General features: G+C 40.3%; 18 protein-coding genes, 1 tRNA gene and 2 pseudogenes. 13 read left to right on the top strand and 8 right to left on the bottom strand.

What is annotated here, in order from left to right; genetic code table 11:
* Positions 1 to 837: 837 nt before the first annotated feature.
* Positions 838 to 913 (bottom strand) — tRNA-Asn (locus tag MF4642_RS15080).
* A gap of 251 nt (positions 914 to 1,164) precedes the next feature.
* Between MF4642_RS15080 and MF4642_RS15075 the strand changes: the two genes are divergently transcribed.
* Complete coding sequence (locus MF4642_RS15075) at positions 1,165 to 1,623, top strand: hypothetical protein (protein ID WP_078426729.1); 459 nt, start codon at positions 1,165 to 1,167, stop codon at positions 1,621 to 1,623.
* Positions 1,624 to 1,692: 69 nt separating this feature from the next.
* On the opposite strand, the gene MF4642_RS15070 is transcribed toward MF4642_RS15075, so the two are convergent.
* Positions 1,693 to 2,127, bottom strand: coding sequence for a PaaI family thioesterase (locus MF4642_RS15070; protein ID WP_062032408.1), 435 nt, complete (start codon positions 2,125 to 2,127; stop codon positions 1,693 to 1,695).
* Between the two features lie 342 nt (positions 2,128 to 2,469).
* Here MF4642_RS15070 and MF4642_RS15065 point away from each other — a divergent pair, with 342 nt between their 5' ends.
* Positions 2,470 to 2,889 carry a GFA family protein gene (locus tag MF4642_RS15065; protein WP_078426728.1) on the top strand — a complete coding sequence of 140 codons (420 nt, stop codon included), beginning with the start codon at positions 2,470 to 2,472 and terminating at the stop codon, positions 2,887 to 2,889.
* A gap of 131 nt (positions 2,890 to 3,020) precedes the next feature.
* Positions 3,021 to 3,890, top strand: coding sequence for a DMT family transporter (locus tag MF4642_RS15060; RefSeq protein WP_078426727.1), 870 nt, complete (start codon positions 3,021 to 3,023; stop codon positions 3,888 to 3,890).
* Between the two features lie 102 nt (positions 3,891 to 3,992).
* On the opposite strand, the gene MF4642_RS15055 is transcribed toward MF4642_RS15060, so the two are convergent.
* Positions 3,993 to 5,219: a pyridoxal phosphate-dependent aminotransferase gene (locus tag MF4642_RS15055; RefSeq protein WP_004693649.1), complete on the bottom strand. Its 1,227-nt coding sequence runs from the start codon at positions 5,217 to 5,219 to the stop codon at positions 3,993 to 3,995.
* A gap of 217 nt (positions 5,220 to 5,436) precedes the next feature.
* Here MF4642_RS15055 and MF4642_RS15050 point away from each other — a divergent pair, with 217 nt between their 5' ends.
* Positions 5,437 to 5,616 (top strand): hypothetical protein, encoded by a 180-nt coding sequence (locus MF4642_RS15050; RefSeq protein WP_004693646.1) that lies wholly within the window; start codon positions 5,437 to 5,439, stop codon positions 5,614 to 5,616.
* Positions 5,617 to 5,658: 42 nt separating this feature from the next.
* Here MF4642_RS15050 and MF4642_RS15045 read toward each other — a convergent pair.
* From MF4642_RS15045 to MF4642_RS15030, 3 genes and pseudogenes are all read right to left on the bottom strand, one after another.
* A pseudogene (locus MF4642_RS15045) lies at positions 5,659 to 7,125 on the bottom strand (diguanylate cyclase domain-containing protein).
* A gap of 206 nt (positions 7,126 to 7,331) precedes the next feature.
* Positions 7,332 to 7,865: a hypothetical protein gene (locus MF4642_RS15040; RefSeq protein WP_078426726.1), complete on the bottom strand. Its 534-nt coding sequence runs from the start codon at positions 7,863 to 7,865 to the stop codon at positions 7,332 to 7,334.
* 441 nt (positions 7,866 to 8,306) lie between these two features.
* Positions 8,307 to 9,098 (bottom strand): hypothetical protein, encoded by a 792-nt coding sequence (locus MF4642_RS15030; RefSeq protein WP_078426724.1) that lies wholly within the window; start codon positions 9,096 to 9,098, stop codon positions 8,307 to 8,309.
* A 175-nt stretch (positions 9,099 to 9,273) separates the two neighbouring features.
* Here MF4642_RS15030 and uvrB point away from each other — a divergent pair, with 175 nt between their 5' ends.
* The 6 genes and pseudogenes from uvrB (at position 9,274) to MF4642_RS15000 (ending at position 16,536) form a co-directional block, all read left to right on the top strand.
* Entirely contained in the window at positions 9,274 to 11,295 is a 2,022-nt protein-coding gene (uvrB, locus tag MF4642_RS15025) for an excinuclease ABC subunit UvrB (RefSeq protein WP_078426730.1), read from the top strand.
* Between the two features lie 103 nt (positions 11,296 to 11,398).
* A complete protein-coding gene (locus MF4642_RS15020) occupies positions 11,399 to 11,983 on the top strand; it encodes a lipocalin family protein (RefSeq protein WP_062032419.1) in 585 nt (194 codons plus the stop codon).
* A gap of 149 nt (positions 11,984 to 12,132) precedes the next feature.
* Positions 12,133 to 13,068, top strand: a complete 936-nt coding sequence (gene rarD / locus MF4642_RS15015; RefSeq protein ID WP_078426723.1) for an EamA family transporter RarD — start codon at positions 12,133 to 12,135, stop codon at positions 13,066 to 13,068.
* Positions 13,069 to 13,390: 322 nt separating this feature from the next.
* On the top strand, positions 13,391 to 14,848 hold the full coding sequence (locus MF4642_RS15010; protein WP_004693633.1) for a glyceraldehyde-3-phosphate dehydrogenase: 1,458 nt from the start codon (positions 13,391 to 13,393) through the stop codon (positions 14,846 to 14,848).
* Positions 14,849 to 15,131: 283 nt separating this feature from the next.
* Positions 15,132 to 15,847 (top strand): annotated as a pseudogene (locus tag MF4642_RS15005) (MFS transporter).
* 8 nt (positions 15,848 to 15,855) lie between these two features.
* Positions 15,856 to 16,536 carry a hypothetical protein gene (locus MF4642_RS15000; RefSeq protein WP_078426722.1) on the top strand — a complete coding sequence of 227 codons (681 nt, stop codon included), beginning with the start codon at positions 15,856 to 15,858 and terminating at the stop codon, positions 16,534 to 16,536.
* Positions 16,537 to 16,588: 52 nt separating this feature from the next.
* On the opposite strand, the gene MF4642_RS14995 is transcribed toward MF4642_RS15000, so the two are convergent.
* A complete protein-coding gene (locus tag MF4642_RS14995) occupies positions 16,589 to 17,440 on the bottom strand; it encodes an SDR family oxidoreductase (protein ID WP_078426721.1) in 852 nt (283 codons plus the stop codon).
* A gap of 112 nt (positions 17,441 to 17,552) precedes the next feature.
* Here MF4642_RS14995 and MF4642_RS14990 point away from each other — a divergent pair, with 112 nt between their 5' ends.
* The 3 genes from MF4642_RS14990 (at position 17,553) to proB (ending at position 20,710) form a co-directional block, all read left to right on the top strand.
* A complete protein-coding gene (locus MF4642_RS14990) occupies positions 17,553 to 17,933 on the top strand; it encodes a winged helix-turn-helix transcriptional regulator (RefSeq protein WP_004980366.1) in 381 nt (126 codons plus the stop codon).
* A 402-nt stretch (positions 17,934 to 18,335) separates the two neighbouring features.
* A complete protein-coding gene (cgtA, locus tag MF4642_RS14985) occupies positions 18,336 to 19,550 on the top strand; it encodes an Obg family GTPase CgtA (RefSeq protein ID WP_004980365.1) in 1,215 nt (404 codons plus the stop codon).
* Positions 19,551 to 19,576: 26 nt separating this feature from the next.
* Positions 19,577 to 20,710 (top strand): glutamate 5-kinase, encoded by a 1,134-nt coding sequence (gene proB, locus MF4642_RS14980; protein WP_078426720.1) that lies wholly within the window; start codon positions 19,577 to 19,579, stop codon positions 20,708 to 20,710.
* A gap of 58 nt (positions 20,711 to 20,768) precedes the next feature.
* Here the strand turns inward: proB and MF4642_RS14975 are convergent, their stop codons facing one another.
* Positions 20,769 to 21,365: a phosphatase PAP2 family protein gene (locus MF4642_RS14975; RefSeq protein ID WP_078426719.1), complete on the bottom strand. Its 597-nt coding sequence runs from the start codon at positions 21,363 to 21,365 to the stop codon at positions 20,769 to 20,771.
* Positions 21,366 to 21,585 lie beyond the last annotated feature (220 nt).

Genomic DNA, 21,585 nt, shown 5'->3' with positions numbered 1-21,585 from the left:
TTGCTATAGACCACATTTAAGTTTAAATATGAACACCCCGAATCAGATGTATGAGCAAACTAAAACCGAGCTAATTGCTTAACTCGGTTTGAAGTGGAATACTGTCAATCTATTTCAGGACAAGACATGGGTAGATATGATGTATTGAGAGCTGTAATTTCTTTCAATAAAATCGCGAAATATGAGTTAGTGGAATGAGTTATTTGAGTAGGTGTGCTTAGAATTTAGACGATGATTTATTGTACTTTTTTATATCTTCCACGTTCCACCATTGCACCTCATGAAAAATTGTTGCATCAGAAAGAGTATTTTGCAAAATTTCAGAGACATGACTTAATTGGGTTGAAAGATCTATTTTCTTAAAAAAATGTTTTTTAATGATTGGCTGTAGTGGGTGAATAAAAATTAAAAATAAGTTGTCATTTTGCTCATAACGATTACATCTAATAAGAATATCTTTATAAGTGGGATGACTAAAACTAAGTAAGTATCCTAAATCTTCATTGTGAATTGCAGCGATTGCGAGTTGTTGTTGATTGAATTGTTCAGCAAGATGTTGGGCTAATAGTTCACCAATAATTTATCCTTCCTATTTTTTCATTTCAGTTGCTGTGATCGGGAAGTGATCTGAACGAACATCCATATGTGTTTTAAATGTACTCATGATTTTTCTTGTGAATCATTTTTGGGTATTTTTAAGATAAGTTATTTTTCGATAATGGTTTAGTTCTGGCTTTCTGTTGGGTTTAGCTGGAAGATTTACATCTTAAGCAGCGAAACTTTTAAGACGTAGAAAAGAAGAAAGCCCACAACATATAGTGTGGGCTTTCTTGAATTTGGCTCTCCAACCTGGGCTCGAACCAGGGACCTGCGGATTAACAGTCCGTCGCTCTACCGACTGAGCTATTGGAGAATCTGCATGCGATTATAAGGACATTTCATAGTGGGTCAAGTCTAAAATGTCATGTTGCTGTCATTTTTATATTGGATGCTTTTTATTTGAACAAAAAAATCATTTTCAAAAAAAATCGTATTGAAGTGCTTGCAATGTTGAAAAGTCGTTGATAGTCTGATTTCAACAACAGAGCGTTTAAGTGAAAACTTAAACAGTGTGGATTTATAACCAACTTGCCAGCACTAAAATGGCTAAACAGGAGAAAGCGAATGAATACGCTTACCATTTCCGATATTTTTGCAAACCTAGCTGATTATCAAAATCAGTATCTCTCAATTATTTCAGACCCTGAACAATACTATACCCCTGTAGAGTCTGCCTATATTGATGTTTGGCCAGTCGGGTGTACAGATTTGTATTTGGGTGATTTATTACAACTTTGGTTTAGTGAGCGTTGGCTGGTCAACAGTCCTTGTCAGTTGCTTTCAACACAGTCGACCAGTACTCTTAAAAAGACTGTGCAGCGAGAACATGATCTGTATTTGTATCAGTTGTCAGGCAGTGCTTTATCAGGCAATAATCGTTCAAAAGTCTGGTCTGCTGCTGAAGGTAAAAGCTTAGACGTAAGTTTAGACAGCGCGTTTAAATACTATTGTATTTATAAAGGAGTTGAGCGTCCTAATGCCTCAAAATTGCAGACGCTGAAGACGTTTAAAACCGCAATTTGATCTGTCATACTGCATTAAAGTTTGCTTTGGCGTAAAAAAGGCACTGAAATTTATCAGTGCCTTTCGTTTTTAGGGGCGAATAATCATACAGGTGGCTGTGGCATGGGCGTAGAGTTTACCGTCTTCATCTACAATTTTACCTTCAGAAATACCTAAGTTCTTACTGATGTTGATCACGCTGCCGATGGCAAGTAGTTCTTTGTCTCTTGGAATCGGTCGGCACATTTTAATATTCAGATCAATGGTGCCATAGCCAACACCAGCTTCAAGCATAGTATGTACGGCACAACCCGTCACTGAGTCGAGTACTGTTGCTGCAAAGCCACCATGCACGCCACCAAGCGGGTTTAAATGGCGATGATCTGCTTTTGCTTTAAAGCTAATTTTCCCTTCAGAAACTTCAAAAGGCTGCATGGGAATGGTTTCACTGATACTTGCAGGTGGAATTTTTCCTGTACACATGGCTTCTAAGAGTTGTAGTCCTGTCATTTCTTTGGGATTCATCTTGTTCATTCCTATATTTATCTATGAGTTCCTTTTTGGAACTTGTTATCCAATTAAACAAAATTCAGTCTTTTCGTCAATATTCAGCATTGGATTGATCAGTAAAAAAATCAACGAAATCGTAATCACGGATGGAGCTCATGCTGTGAACATATTGTGCGCAAATGGTGTAAGCGTATTCATTTTGATAATTTGAGTGTTGATAGAACGGAGCAGCCTAAACGTGAGCATTGTTTTAAAATGGTGCACAAAATTTATACACTCTTTTGTTTTTTATTTATATATAAGATAAACAAGGTTTTAGTCATTTTACACAGTCTTCACATGAAGAAGGAACTCACAATGAACGTGTCCTGTTTATGCGGTAAAACTAAGTTCCAAGCCGCACTCAAAAATTATGATGTTCATGCTTGTCATTGTTCGATGTGCCGCCAGCAGTCGAGCGGGGTGCTCATGAGTATTGATGTCGAACCCAGTAGTTTAAAGTTTGACAATCAAGAATATTTAAAATTATTCAAATCATCAGACTGGGGTGAGCGAGGTTTTTGTAGCGAATGTGGCACGTCGCTTTTTTGGCGAACTCAGGACGGCAGCTATTGCAATATCAATGTATTTGCGATGGAAGAACAGCCAAAAGATTTAAAACTTATAACAGAAATTTATATTGATAATAAGCCTGATTTTTACCAATTCAAGTATTCTACAGAGCAGCTCACGGAAGCTGATGTGATTGCTTTATTTTCACCAGATGATGCTAAATAATAAGGTATTCAGGTTGAATCATCTGAGTTGCACATTGATATTGCTGATAAATTTCATGAGAAAAACTCTCTAGATTTAATAAGATATATTCGATATATCTAAAGCAGGCTGTTGAATAAGGACGCTCAAACATGCTGCTTAAAATTTCCATTGCAATGTTGGCCTTTGCAGCCAATTCGGTGCTATGTCGTTTAGCGTTGGCTGAGCAGCAGATTGATCCGATGAGTTTTAGCTTACTTCGGGTCTGTAGCGGTGCAATGGTGTTATTTCTACTGCATATGCTTTCTACTCATAAGGCCAAAATAGAGTGGAGTGTAAAAAATGGATTTTTTCTTGCCTTATATATTGTGGCTTTTTCACTGGCCTATTTGCATATCGACGCGGGTGTAGGTGCATTACTACTGTTTGGGACAGTGCAGTTAAGTATGGTCAGTTATGGCCTGTGTCATGGTGAAAAAATCAATTTGCGACGCGGGTTGGGGCTGGTGATCGCTATTTTAGGTCTTTTGATTTTATTGCTACCAGGGGCCTCGGCACCTCCTTTAGGCTATGCTGCATTGATGGTACTTTCAGGCATAGGTTGGGCGATGTATAGCATCGCAGGTAAAAATATGCATAATCCACTGGCCAGTAGCTTGGCAAATTTTGTAATGGCGATTCCTTTTGTTGTCTTGGTCTATTTGTTGTTTTACACACAGAGTTTTATTAACCCAAAAGGTATGCTGTTGGCACTCTTATCTGGTGGTTTAGCATCGAGTGGGGCATATGTGCTTTGGTATGGCATTGTGAAGCAGATTGACCGGGTGACGGCCAGTAGCGTGCAATTGTCAGTGCCTTGTTTGGCGATTATTGGCGGTGCATTGTTTATTGGGGAAGCGTTGAGTTTCCGAATCATTATTTCTGCGACGATTATTTTAGCAGGCATTGCCTTGGTGATCTCGGCGTCATCGAGCAAGAAAGACGTAGATACAATAGATTCTGCTGGTAATACACGGCTCTAAAATTATTTAAACGGGCTTAAGAGCAAATTTTTCAGATTTTGTTAAAAAATAAAAAACCCGCGAAGTTCGCGGGTTTCTCTAATCTAACTTTAAAGGGTTAAATTATTTTTCAGCAGCAATTGAAGCAATCGCAGCATCTACGCCTTCGATTGAATCAGCTGCTTTCTTGATACGTGCAAGCGCATCTACAAGTACGTCATCAGCAGTTGCATAAGAAATACGCATGAAACCGCCTAAGCCGAATGCATCACCAGGAACTACGGCAACGCCAGTTTCTTCCAATAACCATTCAGAGAATTCTGTGCAAGATTTTAAGCCCTTCGCACGAATCAATGGACGGATGTTTGCATATGCATAGAATGCACCATCAGCAGGTAAGCAAGAAATACCGTTGATGTCGTTCAAACCGCTAACAACTAAGTCATGACGGCGTTTGAATGCTTCAATCATAGGCTCAAGAACGTCTTGAGGACCATTCAACGCAGCTTCAGCAGCAACTTGTGAAATAGAAGTTGGGTTTGAAGTTGATTGCGATTGGATTTTTTTCATTGCGCCAATAAGCTTAGCAGGGCCCGCTGCATAGCCAATACGCCAGCCAGTCATTGCATACGCTTTAGACACACCGTTTAACACGATTGTGCGGTCATAAAGGTCTGGTGCAACAGTTGCGATGTTATAGAATTCGTCATCCCAACGGATTGGTTCGTACATATCATCAGAAGCGATATAAACTTCTGGGTATTTACGAAGAACGTCAGCCAAAGCTTCCAATTCAGCTTTAGTGTAGATCATACCTGTTGGGTTTGATGGACTGTTTAAAACCACTAAACGAGTTTTGTCTGTGATCGCTGCTTCAAGTTGAGCAGGTGTGATTTTGAAACGTTGTTCTTCACCACATTTTACAATAACAGGAACACCTTCAGCGATAATCACCATATCTGGGTAGCTTACCCAAAATGGTGCAGGGATGATCACTTCATCACCTTTGTTTAACAAAGCTAATGCTAAGTTAAAGAATGACTGCTTGCCGCCACAAGAAACCAAAATTTGGTTTGCAGCATAATCAAGGTTATTGTCACGCTTGAATTTTGCAATAATCGCTTTTTTAAGGCCAGGCGTACCATCTACAGCGGTGTACTTTGTGAAACCGTTGTTAATCGCTGCAATTGCTGCATCTTTGATGTGTTGTGGGGTGTCGAAGTCAGGTTCACCTGCGCCCAAGCCAATAACGTTCTTGCCTGCCGCTTTTAATTCAGCAGCTTTGTTGGTAACAGCAAGAGTTGGGGACGGTTTGATGGCATTCACACGATCAGAGAGACGTACGTCCACGGCAGTATTCCTTCTTATAGGGTTTAAAAAATAAAAAGCACACTATCTTAGCTTAAAAAACTCAAGCAAGGCGTTTAAAAACACAGATTTTCTGCAAAAAACATAAAAAAAATTCAATTTTGAAGTGATGATTTCAAAAATGTACAGAATTAGGAAGTTTCTCGCATCTTTATGAAAAAAACTTTAAAATAAGCGCAATTTGATGAGAGTGATGGTCATGAGTAAGCAACAGCCTACTTCAAAAAAACCTTTGGTGAATCTCCCATTCCCAATGCCAAATGCAGAACAAAGTGCTGACGATGTTGCACATAATCAGGTTCGTCCAAAACCTGAACAGTATGCAGATCGTACTTGGATGCCACCACGTGGCACCCGTCGTTCAATGGGTAAACGTTGATTCGCCATTGAGATAAAAAAGCGCCCTAAACAGGGCGCTTTTTTATTGATCATTCGCTGGGTTGTAATTGCTAACCCGTCGATCATTTTCTGCATAGTAGGTTTTTTTGTGTTCATACATCGCAGTGTCGGCACGTTTAAGCATATCTTCAACCCGCTCATTTGGCTGGCTGGTGGCAGTGCCAACCGACACACTAATCGGTTGATGATTATTAAATTGGTTATCCACCATTAAGAGTTCATGTAAACTTTCAATACAGTGGTTCAATGCGGCTTCATCGGCGGCAGGTAATAACACCACGAATTCATCACCACCGATCCTTGACGCAGAGTATTGTGTATTTTCAATTAACTGATTCAGGGTATTCCCCATACGGCGTAATAAGCTATCGCCTTGATCATGGCCGAGGTTGTCATTGATAGCTTTTAAGCCATTCATATCAAGGAAAATACAAGACACAGGGCGCAGGTTATTGCGCTCAAGTCGGTTGATTTCAGTGCTGTAGAAAGAGCGGTTATAAAGTTTGGTTAAGACATCATGCTTGCCTAAGTATTCAAGATAATTTTCGGCTTTTTTACGTGCAGTAATATCTGTGAGCGCCAGTTGAACCATACCCCAATCGTCTTCGAAGCCTGGAAACACGGCAAAATGTAACAGCACATGGCGAATACTGCCATCGAGCGCGTAGTTGACCGCTTCGCAGTTATGTTGAATATTGCCATCCCATAGTTCGAGCAACTGATGTCGAAAGGTCTGTTGGGTTTCGTTCTGAAAGACTTTATGCAAATTTTTAAGTAAATGGTCTTTGTCACGTGCAGCAAACAAATCGAGTGTGGCTTGGTTTACATCAGTAACCATGATGTCTCTGAGGCATTCATTAATAAAGTCATTGTGGACATCAAGGAAGGTTTTAAAGTCACTGATCCCCAAACGACGTAAATGATCTAAACGTGCTTTGACTCGGCTAAAGTCCTCGACTCAAAGTGAAGTAGGCGAATATTGAAAACGTGCTTCAGCAATTAAACGACTTTTTTCTTCTAAACGTTGTGCATTGGCATAAGGCGTGATGTCTTCCGTGGTGATCAAAACCAATGAAAGATCATGTTCATGACCAGGGAGCACCGTCCCGCGCAGGCGAATGTCAAGGCGATGACCTGTAAGTGTATAATTTACAGCAGTATTTTCAAATAAAGTTTCACCATTCCAAAGTGCGACCAGCTCATTTAAATGAGTGCTTGACATATCTGCTTTAAAAATTTGCGCAAGGTTCGCAGTTAAATCTTCAAAACTTTCGGCTTCAAATTGTTTTAAGGTTTGCGGGTTGACATGCAGGACTTTAATTTTATGCGCACAACTTAAAATACGTGATTTGTCTTCCAACAGAAAAGACGTAATATCTTCAACACCTTCACTCCGCCAAAGATCGAATTGTTTTTGTACTTCGCTAAAGTCTTCTAACCACATGGCAATGGGAGATAATTCAAAAATAGGAGAGTCCAATAATTGCATTTATATCTCGTTTTTATGTTGGAATTTAAAGCAGTATAAGCGCTAAAAAACTTTTTAAAATAATGTGATAAAAAAAGTTATTTTTAAAATTTATGTGAGTTTATGGTGGGATTTAGTCAAAAAATGTATATTGATTGCTCATAGAAAGTGTATAAGCTCCAATAGTTTTGGAGTTTAAAGAGCGTGTATGCTGATAGCGATAAGCGCTAAATGCTTTGAGGTCTATAGCGAAAAGTTTGTGATTGTTGATATTGATGGTCGCGCCAAAATAAATTGATTACCAATAGGTTTGGAATCAATACCATGAAGAATAAATAAATCAAAAAATTCTTTCGTTGTTGTTGGTAGATCTGCATGAAGTCTTGGCTGCTGATGGTTGTGTTGTCTGCTGTGACCGATAACACTAAAATTTCTGGGTAGATAAACTGGCGACTGTCAGTGTAATAACGGATACTGACTTTTTGTTGTTGAAAGTTTTCTAAGAGTGGGCAGCTTTTAAAGCGATCCATAAAATTACAGACCAGTCTTAGTGGTTGCTGCTGAGAGGGTTCATTTAACACAACATCTTCATAATGTGATTTATTGCGCCCAGAGCCCACAGTGTAGCTATTTAATAGAATTTGTCCCTCGACGTGTTGTGGGTTGGGTATGTGGTTTGCAATACGCACAGCTGAATAGTCGGTAAATTTGCTGAGACTGGAAAGTGCAAAAACATTAATGATGAAGAAGGGCGCCGTCATGAATAAAATATTTAAGAGGAGGTTGTTCTTTTTCGGTTGTTCGTTCTTTATCTTTTTGAGGAAGGATAAGCAAATAACAAAGATAAAATATACAGGGGATAGATTTATAAAATTAAAATCTTGAAACTGAGGCAGTTGATAAAATGCAATCAGCATGACAACGGCAATAGCTATATTGAAAAGAGTATGCTTGTTTCTCTTGGATTTTAGAGCTTTAAGCTGTCTATTTATTCTCATGATTTTTTTAAATTTTTGAAAAGTATGATTATGATTCAGTGTGTAAGTGAACCTTTAAAAGTTAAAAATAGAAAAGTGGAAACAGTACTGTCACATTTTTTTGTAGTAGTTGGCGATTGGAGGATATGGGAAGTCTTCAACAGTTCTATTATTTTTAACGAAAAAAGCCAATCTGATAGATTGGCTTTTTTGAGAAGACTGGATTTAACGTAAGGCTTTTCGCGCACGATGTTCAGGCTTCGGAGGTGCGATTTCTCGTGTGCCTTGCCAAACTTCAATGAAGTCTTGCTCGTTAATATTATAAAGTTCCAAAAGTGCTAAAATGGCGCCACCAAACAGCATGCGTCCCTCAGCATTGGTCTCAAAATCAAATATTTTCCCAGACAGCGCATGTAAAATATCTTCAATTTCAAACACACGATCACGGCCATTACTGTCGGTTGGATACATGCGTGTGTTGAGAATAATTTTGGCTAAACTTTTTTCATTATCGGTTAAGGCCAAATGCTGAATCAGCATGTCATCATTTTGGGTACTGAAAATCACAGCATCGTTAAAAATAGTATGCAAAAACTTTTTACTTAGACGTGGCAGAGTTCTTTCCACAAATGGGCGAAATGATGCGGGGAAAATAACATTATGAGAAATGCCTTTAAACATAGGAGCAATTTCTTCAACTTTATAACCCGCAATACCGCAGCCAATAGAGGTTAGAAAGTAAGTTATTTTAGGATGATTTTTGGTATAGATTTTAAAGTCATCAATATAGTGTTGAATTTGCGAGAGCGGCATTTGTTGTAAGTGTTCGTTCATAGTGGGAATGGCATAACTTTGCCCTGACCAACCACGTCCGACGCCTTTGATTGCGCCAAAGTGTTCAAGTGCAGTTCGGGCAGCGCCATCAGCATGTTGACCTGCCATGTTACTACCAAACACAAATACGGTATGTTCATCTAGGTTTTTGACGATGCTTTCGTCATGATATTGGTAAGTCATAGGCTCTGATTTTTCGCTCTTCTTCACTTCATGTTGCCTTTGAAATACGGGGGGGTCAAGTGAAAAATCTTTGTAATATTTTCAGTAAATTACATTAAAAATCTAAAAGCGAGAATTGCTCGGGATTGAATCTGTTAAAATAGGCGGTTGAAGAAGCAAATCTTGGGATATGTCTGTGAGTGAGAAACAACCTTTTGATTTAGTCACCAATTACCAACCCGCAGGTGATCAGCCGCAAGCCATCGAAAAGCTTGTTGCTGGAATAGAAAAGGGCTATCACGACCAGTTGTTACTTGGGGTTACGGGTTCTGGTAAAACCTATACCATGGCCAACGTGATTGCGCGGACGCAACGTCCGACCATTGTCATGGCGCATAATAAAACCTTAGCTGCACAGCTTTATGGTGAGTTCAAATCTTTCTTTCCGAACAATGCTGTCGAATATTTTGTTAGTTATTATGACTATTACCAACCTGAAGCCTACGTGCCATCTTCAGACACATTCATTGAAAAAGATTCAGCGATCAATGACCACATTGACCAAATGCGTTTATCTGCAACACGTTCGCTCCTAGAGCGTCGAGATGCAATTATTGTTGCTTCAGTTTCTGCTATTTATGGTTTGGGTGACCCCAATGCCTATATGAGCATGCTGCTGCATATTGTACAGGGCGATCGTATCGCACGTGATGACATCATTCGTCGTTTGGTGGAAATGCAATATAGCCGTAATGAGCTTGAGTTTTTACGCGGTACCTATCGTATTCGTGGGGAAATTATTGATATTTTCCCTGCCGAATCGGATCAGCATGCGATTCGGATTGAGTTGTTTGATGATGAAGTCGATTCGATTCGTTGGTTTGATCCACTGACAGGCAAACTGGTACGTAAAGTTCCGCGTGTAACCATTTACCCAAAAAGTCACTATGTAACACCGAAAGATAATTTAGAGCGCGCCATCGGCACGATTCGTGAAGAGTTAAAAGAGCGTTTAGGTTTCTTTCGTGCACATGACAAATTGCTTGAAGCACAGCGAATTGAGCAACGTACCCGTTATGATTTAGAAATGATGCAGCAGTTGGGCTATACCAACGGTATTGAAAACTATTCACGTCATTTATCCGGTCGTCCTGCGGGCGAAGCGCCGCCAACCTTATTTGATTATGTTCCTGACGATGCCTTACTAATTATTGATGAGTCACACGTGACTGTGCCGCAAATTGGCGCGATGTATAAAGGTGACCGTTCGCGTAAAGAAAACTTGGTGAATTATGGTTTCCGTCTTCCTAGTGCGCTAGATAACCGCCCAATGCAGTTTGAAGAATGGGAGCGGATTACGCCAGCAACGATTTATGTCAGTGCTACACCAGCCAAATACGAGATTGAAAAAGCCGAGCAAATAGCTGAGCAGGTGGTTCGTCCTACAGGGTTGATTGACCCCGAAATTGAAGTACGTCCGGTATTGACTCAAGTTGATGATGTCTTATCTGAGATCAATATCCGCAAAGATGTAGATGAGCGTGTTTTGGTAACCACCTTAACCAAACGTATGGCAGAAGATTTAAGCTCGTATTTGAAAGAGTATGGAGTCAAAGTTGCCTATCTGCACTCAGATATTGATACCGTTGAACGGGTGAAAATTATTCATGACTTACGTTCAGGTGTCTACGATGTCCTCGTCGGGATCAACTTACTACGTGAAGGCTTGGACATGCCTGAAGTGTCTTTGGTGGCGATTTTGGATGCGGACAAAGAAGGTTTCTTGCGTTCTGAGCGGTCTTTGATTCAAACCATTGGTCGTGCAGCACGTAATGTAAAAGGCAAAGCGATTTTATATGGTGATCGGATTACCGATTCGATGCAAAAAGCCATCGATGAAACAGCCCGTCGTCGTGAAAAACAAATGGCCTTTAATGAGCTGCATGGCATTATTCCACGTAGCACCATCAGACAAAATAAAAAGGATATTGATACAGGTGAAGTGCTGACAGATGATCAAGTTGAAATTGGTATCACTGATCAACACCAAACGCTCAGTGCAGATGAGCGGCACTTGCTATCCGATCCGAAACTTCTTGCCAAGCACTTAAGCAAGCTGGAAAAAGAAATGTTGAAAGCTTCTAAAGAGTTACAGTTTGAGCAAGCTGCACGTCTGCGAGATGAAATTTTGCGCTTAAAAGCACAACTTCTAACCTAAGTTGCATTTACATAACGCTACAGTAATTTGGGTAGAAAGCATTATTTTTTAAAGAGATGTTTATTTTTAGATCATAAATTCTGAAATATTAAAGGTACAGTTTATGTCTGCAAATCTTCCAAAGGCGGGTTTTACACTTGCCAAAATTGCTGTAGGTGGTGCTGTTTTAGTCGGGTTAGGCATGGCAACCATGGCTTACGCCCAGAGCAAACCCTTAGCCGTGGTGGATAAGGTTGAATTAGACCGTTATTTGGGTGTTTGGTACGAAATTGCACGTAAGCCCATGTACTTCCAAAATAAATGCGGAACTAATGTCTCGGCTACTTATACCCTGAATGAAAATGGCAATGTGACAGTAGATAACCGCTGTTATGCTCAAGATGGTAAGCTGATGCAGTCCATAGGTGAAGCATTTGTACAAAACCCACCTTTTAATAGTAAGTTGAAAGTGAGTTTTTTACCTGAGGCGGTGCGTTGGTTACCTGTGGCACGCGGGGATTATTGGATATTAAAAATTGATGATGACTATCAAACGGTTTTAGTGGGTGAGCCACGACGTAAGTATATGTGGGTGCTTTCTCGTTCGCCACAACCAGACCAAAAAGTCATTAATGAATACTTAGAATATGCAAAGTCAGTGGGTTATGACTTGAATGATCTGATTCATACCAAACAATTGCAAAAGTAAAATTTATTAAGTCTTGAAAGCCATGCTGAAGCATGGCTTTTTTAGTTTCATATACGTATCTTAAAACTTGAATAATAAAGCTTTATACAGTCGAACGCTTTATAATCGGAACCTAGTAAAAAATCGTGTAATTCAATGTGGGGTGAAGGATGTATAAAGGTGTCGCACTATCGGTTTTAGCATCCGTCACTTTTGGGGTTTTGTATTTTTATACCTTTTTTTTAAAGCCTTTAGATAGTGAGCAAACTTTTGCTTGGCGTATGCTTTCGACCTTACCCTTTTTAACCGCATTCATGTGGTGGAGTGGTGATTTAAAACTCATTTCGGAGTTGTTTAAGCGTATCTTTAAACAACCTTGGATGTTTGCTTTGTTATTGTTTAGTTCGGTTTTATGTACCACGCAGTTGTGGCTATTTTTATGGGGACCTATGAATGGTCGCGGCCTACAGGTGTCGCTTGGCTATTTTTTGCTGCCTTTGGTCATGGTGTTGGTTGGTTGCATCCTTTACAAGGAAAAACTATCCCGCTGGCAAATGGCTGCGGTAGCCCTTGCAGTGCTAGGGGTAGGACATGAAATTTGGCGTATTGGTAGCATGGCATGGGAAACAGTCTATATCGCTTTGGCTTATCCTTTGTATTTCTTCCTGCGCCGTGTTTGTAAAACGGATCATTTGGGTGGCTTCTGGTGGGATCTGTTTCTAATTTTACCTGTCGCGTTCTATTTGGGCTTTGTGCATGGCGATAGTTTGGCTTTGATACAACAGTTTCCACACCTGATTTTGGCGGTCATCGGACTGGGTTTCTTAAGTGCGATGGGACTTGGAAGTTATATACTTGCGAGTCGTTATTTACCTTTTGTGATCTTTGGTTTGCTGAGTTATTTGGAGCCTGTTTTACTGGCAGGAGCATCAGTTGCCATGGGGGAGCGTATAGAGGCAGGTGAGTGGTTTACTTATATTCCAATTTGGTTCGCAGTCTTATTGCTTATTATTGAAGGTGTGTTGCATTTATATAAGCAGCAACAAAATAAAAAACAGCTCGAACGAAATATTGAGCATTTTGAAAAACAGCACCATTCAGACTAATTTGATGATGTTTGGAGCTGTCATTGCACTAGAATTTGGGCGATAAGCAAGTTTCTTATTTGTTTCTTGCCCTTTAAGAATAGTTGACTGTTTGATAAAACATCATTTGCGTAACTGTTTATTTTTTATCTAAAAAATATTTTTTTAATTTTTATACTGCAAAATCATAAGACTAAATGCAATCATTTCTTAAATTAATAATGGATATACGACAAAAAACATCATGCATTTGCAGCTTTCGATTCAAACTTGGCGCTAAATCCTTTACAATTGTTGGGTTTTAAAATTTACGCTTAGATTAAATTAATTAGAGGACGTATCTGTGAGCAAAGAGACTATCATCGCCCTACACGCAGAACACCAAGGTCGCTGGAAAAACCGTGAAGAAATCGCGGAACAAATGATCGCTTTGATCGGTCAGCTTTACCGTGAAAAAAATATTGTGGTTTCAGTGTTTGGACGTTCTTTAGTTAACCGTTCAGTTATCCAAATTTTAAAAGCGCACCGTTTCACTCGTATGATGGACGTTGAGCTTTCAGTTGTACACACGTTCCCAATTCTTGAAGCGTTGGCTAAAATTGAAAATATTGGTACTGCTGAAATTGATCTAGGCAAATTAGCCGTTGCTTTTAAAGAGCAAGGTGGCGATGTTGATGCATTTGTTGCAGCAGCTGTTAAATCAGTAGAAGGTCGTGCGACTTCAGTAGAAGGTCGTGACGTTGTTCTTTATGGTTTTGGTCGTATCGGTCGTATTCTTGCACGTTTAATGATTGGTCAGTCTGGTCTTGGACGTGGTTTGAACCTAAAAGCGATTGTGGTTCGTAAGTCATCTGATGGTGATTTGGAAAAACGTGCATCTTTATTACGCCGTGACTCAATCCATGGTCCATTCTCTGGTACGATTTCTGTTGATGAAGAAAACGAAGCAATCATTGCAAACGGTCAATTCATCAAAGTGATTTATGCGTCGAACCCAACTGAAGTTGATTATACCGATTATGGTATTAGCAATGCGTTAGTGATCGACAACACAGGTAAATGGCGTGATGCTGAAGGTCTTGCTCAACACCTTAAGTGTCCAGGTGCTGCACGTGTGATCTTGACTGCACCAGGTAAAGGCGACATGAAGAATGTTGTATTTGGTGTGAACCAAGCAGATATTCTTGATGAAGATACCATTATCTCTGCTGCAAGCTGTACAACCAACGCAATTACACCAACACTTAAAGTTTTGCATGACAAATACACAGTGTTGAATGGTCATGTTGAAACAGTTCACTCGTTCACAAACGACCAGAACTTAATCGACAACTACCATAAAGCAGACCGTCGTGGTCGTGCTGCAACATTGAACATGGTAATTACTGAAACTGGTGCGGCTAAAGCGGTTGCTAAAGCACTTCCAGCACTTCAAGGTAAACTGACAGGTAACTCTGTACGTGTTCCAACACCAAACGTTTCACTTGCGATTTTGAACTTAACTTTAGATAAAGAAGTTGATCGTGATGAAGTGAACGAATACATTCGTAAAATTTCAATCAGCTCTAGCCTTCAAGGTCAGATCGGTTATACAAACTCGACTGAAGTTGTATCATCTGACTTTATCGGTTCGCGTACTGCTGGTGTATTTGATGCGCAAGCAACCATTACTTCGGGCAACCGTTTAACTGCGTATGTTTGGTACGATAACGAAGTAGGTTATAGCTGCCAAGTATTACGTATTGCAGAGCAAATGGGTGGCGTAAGCTATCCTAAAATTCCTACTGAAACAAATGCATAATTTGTAGTAGTGATCAAAAAGAGCCTCATATGAGGCTCTTTTTTTACTTGCTGATTTATAAAATTTGTACATATATGTCAGGATTGGCATAAGTATTGAATTTCATGGTAAGAGTTGCCAATGCTTAATTCTGACTTATTTACTTAGAATAATTGGAACGTTTTTATCGAAATAGACATTTATATATTTATCGAGTCGGGTTGGAATAACCTGTAAACAGACTGGGCTGACAAAAGGATTAGGCTTGTCAGATGAAGAATCAAAATAAAAAAGGAATTTGACTTTGCAAGTGAAACACCTGCTCAGTGGATTGGTATTTATTGTGTTAGCAATCATCTGTGGTGTATTCATCGCTATTTGGATATTTAAACACTTTAATATTTATATTCCATTAGAAAATCAAAAGTCAGTATTGATCTGCAAGAGCCTTTACAAGCTGAGGTTAAAATTCATGATGCCTTAGATGTGGATGTCACAGGGTGCGTCAATGCAGAAATTCCAATTCGTGAAAACCTGAATATTCCCCTGACCCAAACACTGACTCCACAGGTATATTTTGATAATTAGGTTCTGATTAAAACCACCATTCCAGTGCGTTAAACCTTGAAAATTAATCAGAATGTGCCTGTAGATACCAAGGTACAAGTGAAAGTCATGGGGCGAGATGTGACTTTGCCTTTAAAAGGCAATATTCCTATTCAGTTGGATGTGCCGATTCATATCGATGTGCCACTTGAACAGCAGGTACACCTCAAATTTGATGCACCTGTGAAAACCGTGCTGAAAGAAAACCTACATATTCCAGTCAATAGAGTGGTTAAAACTAATATTCCAATACAGGGACATTTAAATGTTCCAATTAAAACGGCATTGAAAGCGTCGGTGGATGTGCAAAATACATTACCAATTGAAATCAAGCAGGGTGAGTTGAAAATTCCACTTAATAGCTTGCAATTACTGCGTGAAAAACCTCTACCTCAAGAACACGTGAAGCCATAGGAGGGAGTATGTGGATATTCCAGTCTGCGAAGCGGCTTGTACTGAGTTTTGTGTGTGTTGTAATTTTAGTGGGTGCGCTGTTTTGGTTGTACCTGAATATTCAAGCCAGTATGCAAGTGTCTGCGAGTGAAGCCCAAATTCAACTATCAGACTCCTTACCGACAAAAATCCAAGTGGGTAATTATTTAGAAACCCAATCTGTTGGGACTTTAGATACACAGCTGAAAATTGATCAGAAAATCAACCTGCCTTTGACTGGGAAATATTTGGCAAATTTAGAGTTTGAAGTAGAAGTACCCGTTTCAGTATCGGTTGATTATCAAACTGAGGTACTCATTGATGAGAACATGTCGTTGGAGACCAATACGGATTTAATTTATCAAAATAAACTATTGCCTAAGTTCCCACTCACTTTAGATATTCCGATTAAGCTGGCTGTACCATTTCATTTAAAGCAGGACTATCAGATCCCAATCAAAATTATGTTTAATGGCTTGGTCTATTTGGAGTTTGATGAGCAAGTACCACTGCATGTGTTGCATCAGTTTGCACCACAGTTAAATTTGAATGACCCAATGACTATGCGAAAAATAGCAAACTTCAATGCGACCATGTACAACATAGAGCGAAGTACGACGGCGAACTTGGAGATGAATATGACACTACCCGTGAAGAACATTCATCCATAAAAAACACCACCAATTATTGGTGGTGTTTGAATGTGAAGATTAAATGGGTGACTTAAAGTGAGGCTTTGATCGCATCTTGAATACTGGTGGTCTTACGCCCAATCAATTGTTCTAGGTCTTTACTGTCGCAGTACATCGCGCCTTTGGCGGTTTGCACATCGGCATCCACAATCACATCGATCAAGTGTGCTGGGAGGCTGGCTTGAATTAAGCCTTGACGCAGGTCATCGGCGGACAAATTTTGATAGATGACTGGCTTATGTGCTGCCTGACTGATGAATTGAGCCAAATTAGCTTTAGTAAAACTTTCTGAACCTGCTAGCTCATAGGTTTTATTCTCATGGCCCGTTGAGGTTAAGACTTTCGCTGCAGCTTCAGCATAATCTATACGCGATGCTGAGCTAATTCGACCGTCTTTCGCTGCGCCAAAAAGCGTCCCAATTTCAATAGTATGAGCAACACCTGCAAGGTAGTTTTCGCTATACCAGTTATTTCTTAAGAAGGTATAAGTGATTCCACTGTCTTGAATTAGTTTTTCGGTTTCACGGTGTTCTTGGGCTAAGCCGAGTGGGGACGTATCTGCACGAAGTAAGCTGGTATAAGCAAGATAAGGTACGCCTGCTACTTTCGCAGCATCAATCACTGCTTGGTGTTGAGGTGTACGGCGACCAATTTCATTGGCTGAAATGAGTAATAACTTATCTATTCCTGATAGAGCAGGAACTAATGTTTCAGGGTGGTCATAATCAAACTCACGCGGCTCAATACCTTGGACTTTGAAATGTTCAGCTTTATCAATTTTACGAACCAGCGCAACAATATTCTGGGCAGCAGTCAGCTGCAAAAGTTGCTCTATAACGAGGTTACCAAGTTGTCCTGTTGCACCTGTGATTGCAATTTTCATAATTCACCTATGTTGGTTGTTTTCTATACTTGATGGTTGTATCTTAATCTGTTAACTTACTAAATGTAAGTACATACCAAAAAGTAAGTAATAAACCAAATGGAGAGAAATGATGCACACCTATGCGACAAGCAAATTGTTAGGTCAAGTTTTATCCACGGAGTGTCCGTCTCGTGAAATTTTGGAGCATCTTACGAGTAAATGGTCGGTACTGGTGTTGCGCTGTTTAAGTGATGGCGTACATCGTTTTAGTGAGCTCAAGCAGCGTATAGAAGGCGTGAGTGAGAAAATGCTTTCTCAGACGCTCAAAACGCTTGAGCATGATGGCTTTATTCTACGGACGGTCTATCCTGTGGTGCCGCCCAAAGTAGAGTACCAATTGACGATCTTGGGTTCTCAAGCTGCTGAGAAAACCATGTATTTGATTGGGTGGATTGAAAAAAGTTTGCCTGAAATTCTAGAAAGCAAAGAACGAGTGGCAGCTTTAAAATAAAAGATAACAAGTATTGTGGATTGGTTGTGATAATCCTTAATTGCATTTTAAGAGTGAATTCCTCATGAGTGCGGAAGTGGATTAGAGCTGATTCAAATTTCAGGCTGTGAAAAGTCTTGTTATCAAACAAGCTATTCTTTTAGTGTGCTATTTTGATGTGAAAGTCCTTCTTGAAAGTAAAAGTTGAGTAGGGTTGAATAAAATGAGTTGAAGAGCGATCTAATGACTAAATGCTCAGCACATTTAAATTAAAAAATGAATAAAATCAGGTGAAAAGTGTCGAAAAGTTAGATTTTGGTATTTTTGTGACTAAATTTCATGTTTCGCTGAATAATTCTATTCGAGAAATTTTGTAAAATATGGCAGAATATGCGGTTTTAAAGTATTTAGAGGATTGGCAGCATGCGCTTTGTTGATGAAGCAGTCATTACCGTAGAGGCTGGCGACGGTGGCAATGGCGTAGCCAGTTTTCGCCGTGAAAAATTCGTACCTTTTGGTGGTCCAGACGGTGGTGATGGTGGTCGTGGTGGTAGCGTATTTATCGAAGCTGATGATAATACCAGTACCCTTGTAGACTTCCGTTATACTCGCCGCTTCCGTGCGGAGCGAGCTAAAAATGGTCGTGGCGCGAACTGCGCAGGCCGTGGTGGTGAAGACACAGTATTAAAGGTTCCTGTAGGTACAACCATTGTTGATACTGACTCAGGTGACATTATTGGCGACTTGGTTGAAAGTGGTCAGCGTGTGCTTGTTGCAGCGGGTGGTGATGGTGGTTTGGGTAATACTCACTTTAAATCATCGACGAACCGTTCGCCACGTAAGTGTACCCATGGTTTTAAAGGTGAATTCCGTGAAATTCGTTTAGAGCTAAAAGTACTGGCCGATGTTGGCTTACTAGGTATGCCAAATGCAGGTAAATCGACGTTTATTCGTGCCGTATCAGCAGCAAAACCTAAGGTTGCAGACTATCCATTTACTACGATGGTTCCAAACCTTGGTGTGGTTGATGCAGACAGTCACCGTTCATTTGTGATGGCGGATATTCCTGGCTTGATCGAAGGGGCTTCTGAAGGTGCGGGTCTTGGTATTCGTTTCTTAAAGCACTTGGCGCGTACGCGTATTTTGCTTCACATTGTGGATGTTCAGCCGATTGATGGTTCTGATCCTGCATACAATGCAAAAGCGATCTTGGGTGAATTAGAGAAATTCTCTCCGACACTTTCAAAGTTACCTATCGTTCTAGTGTTAAACAAAGTTGACCAACTTGCAGATGATACGCGTGATGAATGGTGTCAGCATATCTTAGATGAAATGCAGTGGGATGGCCCTGTATTTAAAACTTCAGGTTTGATGTCTGAAGGGACAAAACCAGTTGTGTATTACCTGATGGATCAAATTGAGCAACAACGTGAACGTGAGCTTGAAGATCCTGATTATGCAGCAGAAGTGAAAGCATTCCGTGAGCAGCTTGAAGCTGAAACACGCGAACAAACTATTGCCGCTAAAGAAGCATATCGTGAAATGCGTCGCCAACAACGTCTTGCAGGCCTGTTGGCTGATGATGATGAAGACGATGATGAAGATGACGGCGAAATGGAAGTGTTTTACGTACGTTAAGCTCGTAATGAGTAACTGAGGACAAGATGATAGAAGTGGTAGATGGGCAACGTAAGCTCGAAGCTTGTAAACGAATCGTTGTTAAAATCGGATCATCTTTACTCACAGCAAATGGGCAAGGTCTAGATATAGATGCAATTTCGCATTGGGCGAAACAAATTGCAGATCTACACAATGCCGGACATGAGATTATTCTGGTGTCGTCAGGAGCTGTGGCTGAAGGTATGGTTCGTATGAAGCTAGACAGCCGACCCACCGATCTACCCAGTCTTCAGGCGTGTGCTGCCATTGGTCAGATGGGCCTTATTCATACGTGGTCGAGTGTGCTTGAAAAATATCACATTCAGACTGCGCAAGTGTTATTAACCCATGATGACTTGGCAGACCGTCGTCGTTATTTGAACTCATGTGACGCTTTACAGAACTTGATTGAATGGCATGTGATTCCTGTAATCAATGAAAACGACACGGTTTCGACCGATGAAATTCGCTTTGGTGACAATGATACGTTGGCCGCGATGGTTGCAGGTCAAGTGCATGCAGATTTGTTAATTATTTTGACTGATCAGCAAGGCATGTTCGACTCAGACCCACGTTCAAATCCAGACGCTAAACTGTTCCATACCGTGCGTGCTTTAGATGAGAGCTTGTTTGATATGGCTGGCGGTGGCGGCAAGTTTGGTCGTGGTGGGATGTTGACCAAAGTTCGTGCAGCACGCTTGGCTGCAAAGTCTGGCTGTCCAACGCTGATTGCCAGTGGTGAAAGCGACAATGTGCTTGCACGTTTGATGGATGGTGAAATGCTTGGGACATTGTTTATTACTGACAATGACCGCATTACTGCTCATCAACAGTGGTTAGCAGCTCACTTACAAACTGCGGGTCGTTTGGTGTTGGATGATGGTGCTGTCAAGGCGATTAAAGATAATCATCGTAGTTTACTTCCAGTTGGTGTGAAAGCTGTGGAAGGGCATTTTGAACGCGGTGACGTGGTTGAATGTGTTGATATCCAAGGCGGACGTGTTGCGGTTGGACGTGTCAACTTTAGTTCGCGCTCTGCGGAGTTGGTAAAGGGCTTGGCGTCAGATAAAGTTCACCAAGTCCTAGGTGAAGCACGTTCACTTGAGATGATCCATCGAAACCACATGGCGATCTACTGATTTAAACGCATTAAAGAAATCCCGCTTTCGAGCGGGATTTTTTGTTTTAAAGTGAAAGTTATTTGATATAGCCTTTTTGAATGAGGGGCTTAAATAAGTAAAAGTGAATGGTGAGTGCCCATTGCATGATTTTCTCTTTATAGAGATTCCAAAGCTTTAATCCAAAGAAGTTTAAGGCAAAAGCCAATAGAAAAGCCCCGAGCATATCTAAAGGGAAGTGCACACCAAGATAAACACGTGACCATGCAACCAGCCAAGCCATAATCAAGAGAAAAGCTCCCACTTTACGCTGCGCAGAGAATAGATAAGAAAAGGCGATACTGCTAAAAATCAGCATATGGTCACTCGGGAAAGAGCCATTGGGTGCATGGTAAATGAGAGTGCGTCCGACCTCCATGACAAAAGGCCGTGGGTGATAATACACATGAGAAATACATTGGCTGATCAAAATGGCGATACTGGTAAAAATAAACGCCTTCAATATCTGTTTTTTAGTGTCATAGTTACCACGTAGCCAAAACCAAGCAAACAGTAAAATCATACAATAGAGCAGGTCATTGGCGATGAAAATGGCAAAATGAATACTGGTATTAGTGGCTTCAGGAGAAGCATTAATCCATGAAAAAAGCGATAAATTAAGTTCTGAAAGAGTCATGAAAGTGGATTGTGTTTATAAAGTACGGAAGAGAGTCATAATTTTGTCATATTGTTAAAATAAAAAAGACCACAAAAATGTAGTCTTTTTTACTAGGGTCTGTTGAGAATTACCGAGAGTTAATTAAACTCGCGCACAGTTGAATCATGGCTTCAAAACTCGTATCTGTTTTACAACTACGCATCGCTATACGTTTAAATTCTTTTAACTTACAGAAATA

It is taken from the genome of Acinetobacter sp. MF4642, from assembly GCF_002018925.1.
Taxonomy (GTDB): domain Bacteria; phylum Pseudomonadota; class Gammaproteobacteria; order Pseudomonadales; family Moraxellaceae; genus Acinetobacter; species Acinetobacter johnsonii.
The sequence above is the reverse complement of the archived record's forward strand: the minus strand, read 5'-3'. Positions and strand labels throughout refer to the sequence as shown.

Excerpts from the sequence above, each read along its gene's own strand:
- MF4642_RS15075 (WP_078426729.1), top strand. The coding sequence starts at position 1,165 with ATGAATACGCTTACCATTTCCGATATTTTTGCAAACCTAGCTGATTAT.
- MF4642_RS15070 (WP_062032408.1), bottom strand. The coding sequence starts at position 2,127 with ATGAATCCCAAAGAAATGACAGGACTACAACTCTTAGAAGCCATGTGT.
- MF4642_RS15065 (WP_078426728.1), top strand. The coding sequence starts at position 2,470 with ATGAACGTGTCCTGTTTATGCGGTAAAACTAAGTTCCAAGCCGCACTC.
- MF4642_RS15060 (WP_078426727.1), top strand. The coding sequence starts at position 3,021 with ATGCTGCTTAAAATTTCCATTGCAATGTTGGCCTTTGCAGCCAATTCG.
- MF4642_RS15050 (WP_004693646.1), top strand. The coding sequence starts at position 5,437 with ATGAGTAAGCAACAGCCTACTTCAAAAAAACCTTTGGTGAATCTCCCA.
- MF4642_RS15040 (WP_078426726.1), bottom strand. The coding sequence starts at position 7,865 with ATGACGGCGCCCTTCTTCATCATTAATGTTTTTGCACTTTCCAGTCTC.
- MF4642_RS15030 (WP_078426724.1), bottom strand. The coding sequence starts at position 9,098 with ATGACTTACCAATATCATGACGAAAGCATCGTCAAAAACCTAGATGAA.
- MF4642_RS15020 (WP_062032419.1), top strand. The coding sequence starts at position 11,399 with ATGTCTGCAAATCTTCCAAAGGCGGGTTTTACACTTGCCAAAATTGCT.
- rarD (WP_078426723.1), top strand. The coding sequence starts at position 12,133 with ATGTATAAAGGTGTCGCACTATCGGTTTTAGCATCCGTCACTTTTGGG.
- MF4642_RS15000 (WP_078426722.1), top strand. The coding sequence starts at position 15,856 with ATGTGGATATTCCAGTCTGCGAAGCGGCTTGTACTGAGTTTTGTGTGT.
- MF4642_RS14995 (WP_078426721.1), bottom strand. The coding sequence starts at position 17,440 with ATGAAAATTGCAATCACAGGTGCAACAGGACAACTTGGTAACCTCGTT.
- MF4642_RS14990 (WP_004980366.1), top strand. The coding sequence starts at position 17,553 with ATGCACACCTATGCGACAAGCAAATTGTTAGGTCAAGTTTTATCCACG.
- cgtA (WP_004980365.1), top strand. The coding sequence starts at position 18,336 with ATGCGCTTTGTTGATGAAGCAGTCATTACCGTAGAGGCTGGCGACGGT.
- proB (WP_078426720.1), top strand. The coding sequence starts at position 19,577 with ATGATAGAAGTGGTAGATGGGCAACGTAAGCTCGAAGCTTGTAAACGA.
- MF4642_RS14975 (WP_078426719.1), bottom strand. The coding sequence starts at position 21,365 with ATGACTCTTTCAGAACTTAATTTATCGCTTTTTTCATGGATTAATGCT.